This is a genomic window from Chitinophaga varians (assembly GCF_012641275.1).
In the GTDB taxonomy this organism is placed as follows: domain Bacteria; phylum Bacteroidota; class Bacteroidia; order Chitinophagales; family Chitinophagaceae; genus Chitinophaga; species Chitinophaga varians_A.
In genome coordinates this window covers 449,268-464,022 of sequence record NZ_JABAIA010000002.1, presented here as the reverse complement: position 1 = coordinate 464,022, position 14,755 = coordinate 449,268, and the positions used below count along the sequence as shown (strand labels likewise).

Here is a 14,755-nt window from a genome sequence, read left to right as displayed (position 1 = left end):
CCATGACAGCAATTAAAGAAAGCTCTACTATTCAGGCCAACAAGCAGTTGGCATATCAGCAATGCCCCGTCACCTATGTGATGGAGAAGATTGGTGGGTATTGGAAACCCATTATTCTGTTTCATTTATTGTCCGGGCCTAAACGTTACGGTGAGCTGAAAAGGGCGGTGCCAGGCATTACGGAGAAAGTGTTGATACAGCAATTAAAACAACTGGAAGCCGATGAGTTGATCAACCGGAAAGCGGAGCCGGTCATCCCGCCGCATGTGACCTACAGCCTCACCAAATCAGGAAAGGGCATGCGGGACGTGCTCTGGGCAATGGCCAACTGGGCAGCCAATGACAGTAAGGAGTCCGGGAAAATTTTCAGAAAAAACATGAAGGATTTTCCGGTCTGAAGATGAACGGTTAACTTTGGGATTCAACTCCCACAACCCAATCCATCTATGCAACACAAGATTGTCCGGAGCCTGTTTTTATTGATAACAGGACTTTGTACTGCCGGCATGGCCCATGCCCAGAAAGTGCAGGAACCTACACGGATAAACCCCGAGTGGAACCAGCCGCAGCAACCATTCAGAATAGCAGGCAACCTCTATTACGTAGGTACCTATGACCTGGCCAGTTACCTCATCACCACCGCTGCCGGGAATATCCTGATCAATACCGGCCTGGCTGCCTCGGAGAAAAGCATCCGGGATAATATCGAAGCATTGGGCTTTCATTTCAAAGACATTAAAATACTGCTGACCATGCAGGCCCACTACGACCATATGGGCGCCATGGCAGCCATACAGGAAAAAACCGGCGCCAAATTTATGGTCGATGCCGGCGATGTTAGCGTGTCGAAAACCGGTGGAAAAACAGATTATGAACTGGGGAAATATGGTGCCACCTACAGGCCGGTAAAAGTGGACCGTGTGTTACATGATAAAGATACGGTCAGCCTCGGAGACATGAAGCTGGTCATGCTGCATCATCCTGGCCATACCATTGGTTCCTGTAGCTTCATCTTCGATGTAAAAGACGACAACCGCACCTACAAGGTACTATTGGCCAATATGCCTACCATCATCATCGACGGTAAATTCTCGGCGGTAAAAGGTTATCCGGGCATGGCCAAAGACTACGGCTATACGCTGGACACTATGCCCAAGGTCCGGTTCGATCTCTGGCTGGCGGCACATGCCAGTCAGTTCGATCTGCATAAAAAACATAAAGACGGAGATCCGTATAACCCCGCCGCTTTTGCCGGCAGGGATGATTACGACAAACAACTGGCGGACCTCAAAGCTGCCTATCAAAAGAAACTGTCAGCGGAATAAGAAATTAGTGGCCCCAAAAGATTGGACGGCTTTTAAGATGATGGCCTGGGTTCGATAATTAATTGGACTCAGGCCATTTGCTTTAAATTTTTTCAGGCGACAGTTCGACCGGGTATTGTCTTTTATTTGCGGCAAATGAGCTGGTAAGCGCCGGGAGTAATGCCTTCCGCGTTTTTGAAAAGGCGTACGAAATAGTTGGTATCATTGAAGCCGCATTGTATGCTTACCTGGCTTACTGAATGGCTGTTGTTGGCCAGCAGTTGTTTGGCCAGTTTGATTCTCTCTTTGTTAATGTATTCAAGTGGGGTGATACCAAACTGTTCTTTAAACCATTTGAAGAAGATGTTGCGGCTCAAATATGCTTTTTTACAAAGGGTGTCGACCGCTATTTTTTCTGTGAGATGTTCATGAATATAATGTAATACGAAATGCAGGCGGCTGTTGTTGCTACTGACCGCATATTCATCTGAAACCTTTTGCAGGTGCTGACTTTGCAGTATCCTGACCAGCAGCTCCTTCATGCTCAGGTCTGCATAGATATCCTTGCCCAAATCTGAGCCGTGGCAGATGCGCACCAGTTTATTGATGGTATCAGCTACATCAGCATCGTTATCAAAATGGTATTTGCTGAAGTGCAGTCGCCATTCGCTTTTCTCTGCATGATCGCTGTTATAATGTTCATTCAGGTATTGAAGCGTATTGCGGATATAGGCATTGTCCACAGTAAGGGCTATACACTGCGTGGGGTTGTCAGGTGTAGCTTCCGGAAAATCGATGATCATGGTTTCATTGGCCGGTACAATCACAGATTCGCCGGGTACGTATTCAAAGGCCGGCTGCTCTTCCAGGTGCATGATCTTTTTGCCCTGCACCATACTGGTAATAACGAAATCGCCAAAAGATAAGGGTACCTGGTACGCCTGTTGATAACTCTCGAAGATATTCAGTTCACAGTTTTTCAGGTTGTAGATACGCCGGTTCTCCACCTGTTGCTGCAGGAATTTCGGATGGGTAAAATCAATATGGTTTAAATACTTTCTCGCCGGCATTACCATCATATTTTACTATCTACAATTTACTGAAAATATTCTGTGGGCCGTAAAAGACAGGTACGATTGTGCTATAGATAAGTACGAAAGTTTCCGGTCAACCCCGGCAGGTTTAGCATATTAGCTTATTGTTTCACGTAAATCGTTCCGTTATGAAAGATACCACCACTACCGCCGCACCGGCTTCCGATGTGGCTAAAAGACCCGAATTTAAAGCCAGATACGATCATTATATAAACGGGCAATGGGTAAAACCAGCCAGCGGGGAATATTTTGACAATATATCACCCATTGATGGTAAAGCATTTACACAGGCCGCCCGCGGCAATGCCCAGGACATAGAGAAAGCCATAGACGCCGCCCACCAGGCTTTTGCCAGCTGGGGCAAGACAGCGCCCACTTACCGCAGCAATCTGATGATACGGATAGCGCAGGTGATAGAAGATAACCTGGAATACCTGGCCACCATAGAGACGATTGATAATGGTAAAGCGATCCGGGAAACACGTGCCGCCGACCTGCCGCTGGTAGTGGACCACTTCCGTTACTTCGCCGGCGTGATCCGCAGTGAAGAAGGCAGCATCAGCGAGCATGATGAAACCACCGTCTGCATCAATATACACGAGCCTATCGGCGTAGTAGGCCAGATCATTCCCTGGAACTTCCCCCTGCTGATGGCTGCCTGGAAGATAGCCCCCGCACTGGCTGCCGGCTGCTGCGTAGTGGTAAAGCCCGCAGAACAGACCCCTACCAGCATTATGTGCCTGATGGAACTGATCGGCCACCTGCTGCCTCCCGGTGTGCTCAATATCGTTACCGGCTTCGGCCCCGAAGCAGGCAAACCACTGGCATCATCGCCACGCGTGCAGAAAGTAGCCTTCACCGGCGAAACTACCACCGGCCGGCTGATCATGCAATATGCCTCCGAAAACCTGATACCGGTCACCATGGAGCTGGGCGGCAAAAGCCCGAATATATTCTTCGAATCCGTAGCGGACGCAGACGATGAGTTTTTTGACAAAGCCGTGGAAGGCGCCGTAATGTTTGCGCTCAACCAGGGCGAAGTATGTACCTGCCCGAGCCGTATCCTGGTACACGAAAACATCTATGATAAGTTCATGGACAAAGTCATCAGTCGCGCTAAGGCCGTTAAAATGGGCAATCCCCTGGATGGCACCGTAATGATGGGCGCACAGGCATCGGAGGACCAGTACAATAAAATCCTCAGTTACCTCGAAATCGGTAAACAGGAAGGGGCGCAGGTACTCTGTGGCGGTGAGGCCTTTCATCAGAACAGTGGTTTGGAACACGGTTATTATATCCAGCCCACGCTCTTCAAAGGCCATAATAAGATGCGTGTTTTCCAGGAGGAGATCTTCGGGCCCGTCAGCTGCGTGACTACCTTCCGTACCACCGAAGAAGCCATCGCCATTGCCAACGATACGCTGTATGGCCTCGGCGCCGGCGTATGGACCCGCGATGCGCATGAACTGTACCAGGTGCCCCGTGCCATCCAGGCCGGCCGCGTGTGGGTCAACTGCTACCATGCCTACCCGGCACATGCACCGTTCGGCGGATATAAAAAGTCTGGTTTCGGCAGGGAAAACCATAAGATGATGCTCTCCCATTACCGGCAAACGAAAAACATGCTGATCTCTTACAGCAAAAACAAGCTGGGATTCTTCTGATAGTGACATGACATCCACCTAAGTAATACGAATATGAGTGTCGCCCGTGTTATCGCTACCGAAAAGGCCGTCGCGCTGGTCCATGAGCTGCAGCGCAGCCATGGTCCGTTGATGTTCCATCAAAGCGGCGGCTGTTGCGACGGGAGCCAGCCCATGTGTTTCAAAGCAGGCGAATTTATTACCGGCAGCAGTGACGTATGCCTTGGAGAAGTGGAGGGCTGCCGGTTTTATATGCATCGCGACCAGTTTGAATACTGGAAACATACCCGGTTGATTTTGGACGTCACACCCGGAAGAGGCAGCAGCTTCTCGCTGGAAATACCACTGGGTGTGCGATTTTATATCAGGTCGGAAATTTTTACAACAGATGAGCTGAATGATCTTGAGCCCGTAATATAGTATATCGCAGGCGGGCCGTTTGACGGCCTGCTTTTTTATTTTTTATCAGCGTATCTAAACAAATTGGTAAACTGTCGTATTTTTTTCCCCATACATTTTCAAAACGTTCTCATCAACTGCTGCTTTCAAATCCCTACTGGCCGTAGCCGCTGATAGTTCAGTGTAGTGCTTCATGTAATCTTTCCTCGTAAAAGTTGCGCTGCCAATGGCTTTTTGAAAACCTGCTATCCGGTCATTTACAGTCAATTTCACAGGTCTGACTTCCGCTAGCTCATCGAGCGCTTCTTCAATAACTGACAACATAAACTCAATGAACACAGTAGATTTTCCGGTCTTATCAGCGATACCAAGTGCTTTATAATAGTCAGTTTGCCGTTTTTTTACGATATGCTCTATAGGCAGAAATTCAAATACCGGATATTGCTCCATTAAAATAACAGTCTGCCAAAAACGTCCCATTCTGCCATTACCATCCATAAACGGGTGAATGAATTCTATTTCATTATGGAAAACACAACTTTTGATCAACGCTAATTCGTCGGTATTTTTCAGATAGGTAAACAAATCATTCACCAATGACTTGACCATAGGTCCCGGGGGGGCTACATGCGTTACTTTGGCTCCTTTCACGATACCAACAGCCCGATTCCTTAATGTCCCCGGAGATGCGACTAATCCGGACATCAAAATCCGATGCGCTTTTAAAAACGACGCCTGGCTGACAGATTTAAATCCGGGTAAACTATCATACAGTTTAATGGCATTCATGACCTCGAGTATGTCCTTTTGTGGGGCCAACACCCGTTTATTATTCAAAATAGCGGTTACCTGTTCTTCCGAAAGCGTATTACCCTCGATTTCGAGAGAAGACTGTATGGTCTTTATCCTGTTTGCCTTGCGTAGTGTGGCTGGCACCCGCTGCAGGTGGGTGGCGTTAATGGCTCCTATCTTCTCTGAAATTGAGACAATCAGCTTCAAAATGTTATCGGTAATATCGTATGGCGGTTTCATTTTCTCAATTTGATAGTATCATTTGATAGTATCAAATGATACTATCAAATGTAATACATTTTGGTGCAAAAAGAGCAGGCTAATTATCATTGCCCTCATGGGCCGTGAGCGTTTTTCCCCTTCTATTATAATCCGGCTTGACTCAAAAAAAATTTTCTACAGCAAAAAATCCCGCAGAACGAAGAAGGACCGTAATAAGAAGCAAAATTAAATGATAAATATTTTATCATTATAACATATTATTTTCCATTAACATTTGATTTACAAAGTGCAGAAAGATGGTGTAGTACATTTGTATCAACAACAAACCATTATATGAAAAACTCACGATCATCCTACGAATCAAAAGAAATAAAGGAGCTCTCCAGAGCCATGAAAAAATACTCGGCAGAACTGGCCAAAGACCCTAAAGCAGCTAAAGCCTTTTTGGTTGCAGCAGGTATTATCACAGAAAAAGGAAATTTCAGGGCACCATATAAAGGCTTATGTATTCTTCTAGACCAGGCTTAATAGCCGCTTTTCATGGATGTGATGAAAGTCTCGCTCACAAAGTAATATCGGGGCAAGTCGAGCTCAGAAGTAGCCATAATAAATATGATTGGATAGGTCATGGCATCTATTTCTGGGACAGTAGCCCTTCCAGAGCATTTGAGTTTGCAAAATTCCTGGGCCAAAACAGGAGAAAAAAGTCAATCACGCGGCCAGCTGTAATCGGTGCTGTTATTGACCTCGGATTATGTTTGGATTTACTCGATTATCAAAACTTAGCGTTATTAAAAACAGCCTATAGTATACTACGCGAGTCCTGTAGTGCCATTGGAAAAAATATGCCAGCAAATAAGCCAGCATTGGGGAATCAGGAGTTATTACTGCGCGAATTGGATTGTGCAGTAATAGAAATGGTACACCAATTTCAACGACATCAAAATATTCCGCCATTCGATTCTGTCCGGGGAGTATTCTGGGAAGGGAAGGAATTATATCCCAATGCAGGCTTCCGTGAAAAAAACCATATTCAGATCTGCATCAGAAATCCTAATTGCATCAGAGGCTTTTTCCTTCCACGGCAAAAAGTCCACTGGCCTTGAAATATACTTATCATATGACCTTGGTGGTACAAAGAAAAACTCAAAGTTAATAGCTTTCATTACCTCCAAGCCATCTCCGCCAACCCCATCTTTCCTTGTCCTCCCAAACCCTCAAATAATCTCCCGCCTCCCGTAGGGGTAAATTTCCCGCTCCCCGTCGTATTACAGCATGCTTATATTTTAAGGGAATTCCCACATCATCATTGAAAAATCCATCTATCATGAGAAACATCATTCCCATTCTCTTAGCCGTTTTGTTTTGCTCCTGTCATAATAACGATGATCTGCCCGCTCCTGAAACACCAGACCAGGAAACAGGCACTTTCGACGAAGCCAACATAGACAAAAACAAAATCATCTCACTGGAAAACGACATTAACAACGGCAAATACAACATTCACAGCCTTATCATCCTGCGAAAAAACAAACTCATCTACGAACAGTACTTTGCAGGAGACGATGCCGTATTTCCAACGCCGGTAGGGAAAATACCGCATACACGTGACAGCCTGCATGACTGCCGGAGCGTCACCAAAAGCATCGTATCTGCCTGCGTAGGCATCGCGCTGGCACAAGGAAAAATCAAAAGCGTGGATGATAAGATCTTCGATTACTTTCCAACCTACCGGCAGTATGCTACCGGCGATAAAGCCGATATCACTATCCGTCACCTGCTGACGATGAGCTCGGGGCTGGACTGGAACGAGCGCGTGTCTTATGATGATCCTGCCAACGCCGAACGGCAAATGCTGGAAGCACAAGATCCCACCGGCTTTGTATTGCAATGTAAGAGCGCTGCCAAACCCGGCACCGTTTTCAACTACAGCGGTGGTAACACCCACCTGCTCGGACAAATCGTGGAACGGACTACGGGCATGAGCATACGCGATTTCGCCAGCCGATATCTTTTTCAGCCGCTGGGCATCACAAACTTCCTCTGGAGCGCACGTGCCGACGGTATATACTGGATGCCTTCAGGGTTGCGTATGCGCCCGCTGGACATGGCACGCATAGGCCGCCTCTATATGCAGCAGGGACAATGGAAAGGACAACAGCTCATCCCCGCAGCATGGATCACCCAATCCACCAAATGGATCGTTGATTCCGATGAAAAGAACGTTGGCTACGGCTTCCAGTTCTGGTGCTCCAAACCACAGGTGGCAGGTCAACCGGTGGACATGGTCCAGGCAGAAGGCAACGGTGGCCAGACCATCGCCATGATACCTTCACTGGACCTGGAAATAGTGATGACAGCCGGTTACTACAACGACGTAACAGATCAGGCGAATCAGGTGCTGGTGAGAGATGTGTTGGGCGCGGTGAAGAAATAAGGAAGTGATATAAACACAAAAACCGCTCTGAGAGCGGTTTTTGTATCTGTTGCCCGACCTGGATTCGAACCAAGACAAAGCGAGTCAGAGTCGCTTGTACTACCGTTATACTATCGGGCATTGTCAATTCAGGAACGCGAAGGTATAACATTTCCACTAATTGTCAAATTTTTTTTGAAAATCTAGAAATTAAACTCCCGCGACTGCATATTCACCCTGAATCCTACGGTATAAAAGAAAGTGTTCGACTTAGGCTGGTCCTGCACGTTATAGGTACGATAAGTGGCATTCAGGTCAATGAACATATTCTCAAAAATCTCCCATGATGCACTCAGCGCGGCCATAGTGCTGTTCACCGGGATACCGCTGCCGATATGGAACCCGTAGTCCCGCGGCCGCGTGTTGTAACTACGAAACACATCACTGCCGAAGTTTATCCCGGCAGAATCCAGTCCCTGCACGTGGTACATCAGTTTACCGGTAAGATACAGCCGCGGCCACGGCTGATAACGGGCAACACCGATAAACTCCTTCAGGTTGGCACCCAACGGATGCGCCAGCGGCTGATTATAATGCACCAGGTTAGTGGTACTGTCGTAATTGGTGTAGGTAAATGGCCGTATATAGTTGACTTCCGCCTGCAGATCAAGGTTACGTACACCCAGGGCATTGATATATTTGGCGCCCAGCTGCACGCCTTGTTTGTTGACAAACGAACCGCGACTGTAATGCAACACCTCTTTCGTGACAAATTCATTGATCAACAGCTGCCCGTACAACTGTACCGACCTGGCAATATTGGCTTTAAAATCAAAGCCCACATTAGCTTTGCCGGCTGCACCCAGCTGTTGTTCCACCGACCGGTAAAAAATAACCGGATTGAGGTAACTCAGCTGTAGACCATTTTTCCCGTCTTCCATCACGTTTTCATAGAAACCGAGGTTCAGCCATTTGGTTACCTGCAGGCTCAGGTGATGCATCATCATATAGTTGCGGGGCCGCATCTGGCGCCCGTCTGAGCCGTAAGGAGGGAATGGCGCAATGGTCTGCGCAAAAATATTCTCATAGTCAAACTTCCAGATACGGGTGCTGATACGCAGGTACAGGAAATTATTGCTGAAATCGCTGAGGAAAAGGCTTCGGAAGCCGTTGCCGATAAACAGCTTATCGTAGGCAAACTGGATATCAAAATATTTGGCGGCGTTGAGGGAGATACCACCCCGCGCATCGAAGTAGTCGTAGCCGTTGTGGTTGTAGTTTTTGTAGAAACCCGCGCCTGGCACGGCATCAAAACGGGTCACAAAATCACGCACATAAGCGGGGTCACGCTCCTGGTTATCTGTCAGCACCGTATAAAAACCCAGCTTACCGGCGATATTCCCTCTCAGCACCAGTCCGCGGCTGTTGACGAAAATACTGCCGGTACCATCGTTGGCGCCGCCGTATTGCAGGTTCAGCAAAGGGTTAATGGACAGTTTGAAATTGCTCGTATTGACGGCATACAAGGATGCAGGCGTGCGGTAGAAATTTTTCAGCACCGGCTTTACGGCAAAGGAATCAGCGTAGGCTGGCGCCCATTCCCAGTTATCCATCAACAGGTGACGGATGTTGTAACGGTCGGTGGTTGTCAGGGTGAAAGGCAACATACCGGCCCTGTCCAGCGAATCGAGGTACAACGCCCGCTCAGTTACCTTCCGGCGGTCATACGGCTTCACGGTGGTAAAGCCTAGCAGGGTATCGTTTTTGGTGAGTACGTCCAGCCTGTCCAGCAGCTGGTATTGTTTGTTGCCCAGGTTGATATAATCCGACTGGGCAAAGGCTGGCCGGGCCAGCAGGGTTCCCATAAGGGTCACACAGTATAGCAGGTGTTTCATGAGCAAATATTGGCCGAAGGTAGCCCCACTTTCGACTAATGTTCATTAGATTAGGATTAGAAATATGACATCATATTTTTAAGTAAATTGCCCTATGCGATTACCTGTTCTGCTGACTGCCCTGCTGTTGACCGGCACATTTTCCGCCTCTTTCGCGCAGGCCACCAAAGACAATACTGCTGTCAAACCCATTGTATTGGGCCATGTCACTTCCGGCAAGATCACGGAAGCATCCGGTATTGCCTCCAGCAGCACGCTGCCGGGTTATTACTGGACGCACAACGACAGTGGCAACAAACCGGAAGTTTTCCTGCTGGACCATCAGGCCAATCTCGCCTGCACGGTCAAACTGGATGATGTCAGCAACCGGGACATGGAAGATATTGCAGAAGGCATGGGCCCCGTGAAAGGCAAACATTACGTGTATGTGGCGGATATCGGCGACAACAAAGGGGCACGTAAACATATCCGTATCTATCGCTTTGAAGAGCCCACGGCGGTAACAGAAAAATCGCAGCATATCCGCCCGGACGTGCTCACCCTCAAATACCCCAACGGCCCAAGGGACGCAGAAACACTGCTCATCGATCCTATCGGCAAAAAAATCTATATCGTCAGCAAAAGAGAATCAAAAGTCAGCCTTTATAAAACCAACAACCTGCTGTTTAAAGACGGCGACAAAGCCCAGCTGCAGAAACTCATCACCCTGCCCTACACGTGGGTCACTTCCGGTGATATCTCCAAAGACGGCCGCCATATTGTGATTAAAACACTCACAGATATCTACTACTGGCACCGTAACCCTAACGAGACCGTGGAACAGGCCATGGCAAAACCCGCACAACTACTCCCCTACACAATCGAAAAACAAGGCGAAGGCATTACCATCACGCCCGGTAACGATGGTTACGTTACCGTCAGCGAAGGAGAAGACGCTCCGGTGTACTTCTACAAGTGGAAATTCTGAGAACCGTAACCGTTGCTGAACCGCTATTTCAGTACTGTTTTTTATAATTGTATACGTGGCAAATAAGCGCTGCCGCGTGACCCTGTAATAAACCCTCAAAAACCAGGCTGTCCGTTAAAACAGGAAGGCCTGAGATAAACCATTTTACTATGCCAGCTAAAGCGTTCACCACTATTCTTTTGCATGTTCGGGGGGCGCCCCCGCTTTTTCCGATACCCCAAAACACGCCGGTATAACCGAAACGCACTACTTACTACCCCGTCCTCAAATAACTATTCACCATCAATCGATGTTATCTCATGCAAAAGAAAGCCATTATCATCGGTGCAGGGCCTGCCGGCCTTACTGCTGCCTATGAACTGCTCCAACGCACAGATATAATGCCCATCATCCTGGAAAAAAGCACAGATATTGGCGGCATTTCCAAAACGGTCAACTATAAAGGCAACCGTATCGATATAGGCGGACACCGGTTCTTCTCGAAGTCCGACCGCGTCATGGACTGGTGGATGACCGTCATGCCGCTCGACAAAGAAGCGGCTGAAATATTCACCATCAGCTACCAGCAAAAAACAAGGGAAATAAAAACACCACAGAAAAACGGGGAAACAGACACCCTCGTCGCAGAAAACCCCGACCTGGTGATGCTGGTCAGAAAACGCCTGTCCCGCATCTACTTCCTGAAGAAATTCTTTACCTATCCTATACAGCTGTCTATCGATACGCTGCGCAAACTGGGCATCATGACCACCATCCGGATCATGATCTCCTACCTGTACGCACAACTGTTTCCCAAAAAACCGGAGAAGTCGCTGGAAGATTTTATGATCAACCGCTTCGGGAAAACACTTTACCTGCTGTTCTTCAAACACTATACAGAGAAAGTATGGGGCGTTCCCTGTAATGAAATATCCGCTGAATGGGGCGCGCAACGCATCAAAGGCATCTCTATCGGCAAAGCAATTGCCCATGCCGCCAAAGCCGCCTGGAACGCCAGCAAGCCCAAAGACATCAAACAGAAAAATGTGGAGACAAGCCTCATTGAACAGTTCCTCTATCCCAAACACGGCCCCGGCCAACTCTGGGAAGAAGTAGCCCGCCAGGTGACCTCGCAAGGTGCCACACTGCTGATGCAACACGATGTGGTGGGCATCCGCACAGAAGGCAACCGTATCACCGCCATCGAAGCACTGGACAAAACCACCGGCGAAAAAACCGTGCTGGAAGGAGACTATTTCTTTTCCACCATGCCGGTACAGGAACTGGTGGCCGGCCTTAAAGCCGATGTGCCGGCCCATGTCCGCGAAATAGCTGCCGGCCTGCAATACCGCGATTTCATCACCATCGGTATCCTGCTGAAAAGCCTTAGCTTCGAAGATGCTAAAACACACCACCATCAACCTATCACACTCAACGACACCTGGATCTATATCCAGGAAAAAGATGTGAAAGTAGGAAGGCTGCAACTGTTCAACAACTGGAGCCCCTTCATGGTGAAAGATCCGACCACCACCTGGGTAGGCATGGAATATTTCTGTAACAAAGGCGATGACTTCTGGGAACTGACCGATAACGAAATCAGGGAAACAGCCATACACGAACTATGCAAAATAGGGCTGGCCCGAAAAGAAGATGTGCTCGATGCCACCGTGCTCCGTATGGAAAAAACCTATCCGGCCTATTTCGGCACCTATACCCGGTTCGATGAAGTACGCCACTATCTCGACACCTTCGGCAATCTCTTTCTGGTAGGCCGCAACGGCATGCATAAATACAATAACTCCGACCACTCCATGCTGACAGCCATGGTGGCGGTAGACAACATCGCTGCCGGTATCACCGATAAAGCCAATATCTGGTCTATCAACACCGAACAGGAATATCACGAAGAGAAAAAATAACAACCCGTTAACCAAAGCGAAGGTCATGCAAGGCAATCCCTGTATGATCTTCGCATTTTTATGTGCATTTTTTCGCATTCCGGTTTTGGTAATTCGTAATTGTCTATATTTATCCTGTCATCAACCAAAATAGAGAGCCGTTTATAGTTTTTCATTTGGACAATAAACCATTAAATAGTGAACTCGATTTACTATTATTAGTATCGCAAGGCGATGAAGCCGCATTTGCCCGGTTGTTCCATGCCTACCACCAAAGACTCGGCGCCTTTGTATTTCAGCTCACCGGCTCCCTGTCCATGGCGGAAGAAATTGTACAGGAAGTCTTTATCCGCATCTGGGAAAAGCGCGATAAACTCAGCCAGGTAAGCCATTTCCATCCCTATCTTTATACAACGGCTAAAAACTATACCTTCTCTTTCCTTAAGAAACTGGGCCGCGAACTGGAACACAAACAACAGTGGGAAATGACTGTCACCGCCGATACCGGCAATCCGTTTGAAGAAACCATGGATGCCCGCTATCGCCGCATCATTGATGAAGCCATTGAAGAACTGCCCGCACAAAGACAACGGGTGTATCTGCTCAGTCGTGATGAAGGCCTGCGACAGGCTGAAATCGCAGAACGGATGGCGATCTCCCGGGAAACCGTGAAAAAACACATGGTGCTCGCGCTCCGGGCCATCCGCAGTTATGCGCTCACACATCCGGAAACGAACCTGTTACTGCTGTTGTTCCTGCCTAAATAATTATTTTTCCTTCGGGAGATGACCACCCGGCTTTTCTTTTTATATCGATTTTCTTCCGGAAGATGACCAACCCGGCTTTTACTTCTTATATATCGATTTCCCTTCGGGAGATGACCACCTGCTGCTCCCTGAAAATTTTTTTTCTACCCATTACCTCTTTTTATCCCTTCCCGCTGTCTATATAGACAGACGCACTTTTGCAGATGGACAACAACAGATTAAAATACCTGTTAAGCCAGTACACCACCCGTACGGCCACTTCCGCTGAACTGGAAGAGCTGAAGACATTTCTTGGCTCCGATGACCAGGACGCACAGCTCGAATGGATGATAGAAGAGGCATGGGTACAATCCGCTGAAACAGACCGACCGGTATTCGACACCCAGTCAGATACGATGCTGGCCCGTATCCTCTCTGCAAAAGTTATCAAACCCTCGTTAGCTAAAACGTTTTATAGAAGCTACAGGGCCGCAGCAGCCATCCTGCTGCTGGTACTGGCCGGCGCCACCATCCTCTTTACGCGCCAACGTAAAAAACCAGCGCCGGTAGCAGCAGCACAGCATAAAGTTTTTCAGCCCGGCTCAGATAAAGCCATCCTCACGCTGGCCAATGGTCAAACCATAGAACTGGACAGCAATATGAACGGACAGATAGCACAACAGGGACAGGTAAGCCTGCAAACCAATGCCGGCCGGCTGATCTATAAATCACCATCCGCCCCGGCCAACGCCACTGTCAGCTGGAATACGCTCCGTACCCCTAAAGGCGGTCAATACAGCCTCGTACTCCCCGACGGCTCACGGGTATGGCTCAACGCAGCTTCATCGCTGCAATACCCCACCACCTTCACCGGACCAACAAGGCAGGTGACCCTCAACGGGGAAGCCTACTTCGAAATCCAACCCAACGCTGCCCAGCCGTTTTTTGTCACCACCGGCGAAACAGCCGTGGCGGTACTCGGCACCAGCTTCAACATCATGGCCTACAACAATGAGAATAACATCAAAACAACACTTTTACAGGGATCTGTCAAGGTAAGCCGGCAATCGGCCCATCATCTCCTTAAACCAGGACAACAATCACTGATCAACGAAAACGGCACCATGGAAATCATCGACCATGCCGATACCGACCTCGCTGTAGCCTGGAAAAACGGCCTCATCTCCTTCAGAAGCGCCGATATCCGCACTATCATGCGACAGGTAGAACGCTGGTACAATATTGAAGTAGTGTTTAAAGGAGAGGTTCCCACCCGTACCTTCACCGGTGACATCCCAAGAACAGCAGATCTGTCGGCACTTTTACGCTTGTTAGAAATCAGTAAGATTCATTTCAAACTGGAAGAGGAAAAATTAATCGTCATGTAGTAAAACAAC

General features: G+C 48.2%; 14 protein-coding genes and 1 tRNA gene. 11 read left to right on the top strand and 4 right to left on the bottom strand.

The window, feature by feature from the left end; translation table 11 throughout:
* Window positions 1–2: 2 nt before the first annotated feature.
* Window positions 3–398 (top strand): winged helix-turn-helix transcriptional regulator, encoded by a 396-nt coding sequence (locus tag HGH92_RS16540; RefSeq protein ID WP_168871881.1) that lies wholly within the window; start codon window positions 3–5, stop codon window positions 396–398.
* Window positions 399–446: 48 nt separating this feature from the next.
* Window positions 447–1,325, top strand: a complete 879-nt coding sequence (gene bla, locus HGH92_RS16535) for a subclass B3 metallo-beta-lactamase (RefSeq protein ID WP_168871880.1) — start codon at window positions 447–449, stop codon at window positions 1,323–1,325.
* Between the two features lie 122 nt (window positions 1,326–1,447).
* Here the strand turns inward: bla and HGH92_RS16530 are convergent, their stop codons facing one another.
* Window positions 1,448–2,374 carry an AraC family transcriptional regulator gene (locus HGH92_RS16530; RefSeq protein ID WP_168871879.1) on the bottom strand — a complete coding sequence of 309 codons (927 nt, stop codon included), beginning with the start codon at window positions 2,372–2,374 and terminating at the stop codon, window positions 1,448–1,450.
* Window positions 2,375–2,526: 152 nt separating this feature from the next.
* On the opposite strand from HGH92_RS16530, the gene HGH92_RS16525 reads away from it, so the two are divergent.
* Both HGH92_RS16525 and HGH92_RS16520 read left to right on the top strand, forming a co-directional pair.
* Window positions 2,527–4,062 (top strand): aldehyde dehydrogenase family protein, encoded by a 1,536-nt coding sequence (locus HGH92_RS16525; protein ID WP_168871878.1) that lies wholly within the window; start codon window positions 2,527–2,529, stop codon window positions 4,060–4,062.
* 33 nt (window positions 4,063–4,095) lie between these two features.
* Window positions 4,096–4,461 (top strand): DUF779 domain-containing protein, encoded by a 366-nt coding sequence (locus tag HGH92_RS16520; RefSeq protein ID WP_168871877.1) that lies wholly within the window; start codon window positions 4,096–4,098, stop codon window positions 4,459–4,461.
* 54 nt (window positions 4,462–4,515) lie between these two features.
* Here the strand turns inward: HGH92_RS16520 and HGH92_RS16515 are convergent, their stop codons facing one another.
* The gene (locus tag HGH92_RS16515; protein ID WP_168871876.1) at window positions 4,516–5,472 is read right to left on the bottom strand and encodes a Fic family protein; all 957 of its coding nucleotides are present in this window, start codon (window positions 5,470–5,472) and stop codon (window positions 4,516–4,518) included.
* 315 nt (window positions 5,473–5,787) lie between these two features.
* On the opposite strand from HGH92_RS16515, the gene HGH92_RS16510 reads away from it, so the two are divergent.
* The 3 genes from HGH92_RS16510 (at window position 5,788) to HGH92_RS16500 (ending at window position 7,891) form a co-directional block, all read left to right on the top strand.
* Window positions 5,788–5,982, top strand: a complete 195-nt coding sequence (locus tag HGH92_RS16510; protein WP_168871875.1) for a hypothetical protein — start codon at window positions 5,788–5,790, stop codon at window positions 5,980–5,982.
* Window positions 5,958–6,560 (top strand): hypothetical protein, encoded by a 603-nt coding sequence (locus HGH92_RS16505; RefSeq protein WP_168871874.1) that lies wholly within the window; start codon window positions 5,958–5,960, stop codon window positions 6,558–6,560. The genes HGH92_RS16510 and HGH92_RS16505 overlap by 25 nt, the downstream gene beginning before the upstream one ends.
* Before the next feature lie 221 nt (window positions 6,561–6,781).
* On the top strand, window positions 6,782–7,891 hold the full coding sequence (locus tag HGH92_RS16500; RefSeq protein ID WP_168871873.1) for a serine hydrolase domain-containing protein: 1,110 nt from the start codon (window positions 6,782–6,784) through the stop codon (window positions 7,889–7,891).
* Window positions 7,892–7,940: 49 nt separating this feature from the next.
* On the opposite strand, the gene HGH92_RS16495 is transcribed toward HGH92_RS16500, so the two are convergent.
* A tRNA-Gln gene (locus HGH92_RS16495) sits at window positions 7,941–8,011 on the bottom strand.
* Window positions 8,012–8,073: 62 nt separating this feature from the next.
* Entirely contained in the window at window positions 8,074–9,765 is a 1,692-nt protein-coding gene (locus HGH92_RS16490; protein WP_168871872.1) for a hypothetical protein, read from the bottom strand.
* Window positions 9,766–9,859: 94 nt separating this feature from the next.
* On the opposite strand from HGH92_RS16490, the gene HGH92_RS16485 reads away from it, so the two are divergent.
* The 4 genes from HGH92_RS16485 to HGH92_RS16470 all read left to right on the top strand — a co-directional run bounded on the left by HGH92_RS16485 (window position 9,860) and on the right by HGH92_RS16470 (window position 14,746).
* Window positions 9,860–10,732 carry a hypothetical protein gene (locus HGH92_RS16485; RefSeq protein ID WP_168871871.1) on the top strand — a complete coding sequence of 291 codons (873 nt, stop codon included), beginning with the start codon at window positions 9,860–9,862 and terminating at the stop codon, window positions 10,730–10,732.
* A 299-nt stretch (window positions 10,733–11,031) separates the two neighbouring features.
* Entirely contained in the window at window positions 11,032–12,633 is a 1,602-nt protein-coding gene (locus HGH92_RS16480) for an NAD(P)/FAD-dependent oxidoreductase (RefSeq protein WP_168871870.1), read from the top strand.
* Between the two features lie 155 nt (window positions 12,634–12,788).
* Window positions 12,789–13,379: an RNA polymerase sigma-70 factor gene (locus HGH92_RS16475; RefSeq protein ID WP_168871869.1), complete on the top strand. Its 591-nt coding sequence runs from the start codon at window positions 12,789–12,791 to the stop codon at window positions 13,377–13,379.
* A gap of 203 nt (window positions 13,380–13,582) precedes the next feature.
* Window positions 13,583–14,746: a FecR family protein gene (locus HGH92_RS16470; RefSeq protein WP_168871868.1), complete on the top strand. Its 1,164-nt coding sequence runs from the start codon at window positions 13,583–13,585 to the stop codon at window positions 14,744–14,746.
* Window positions 14,747–14,755 lie beyond the last annotated feature (9 nt).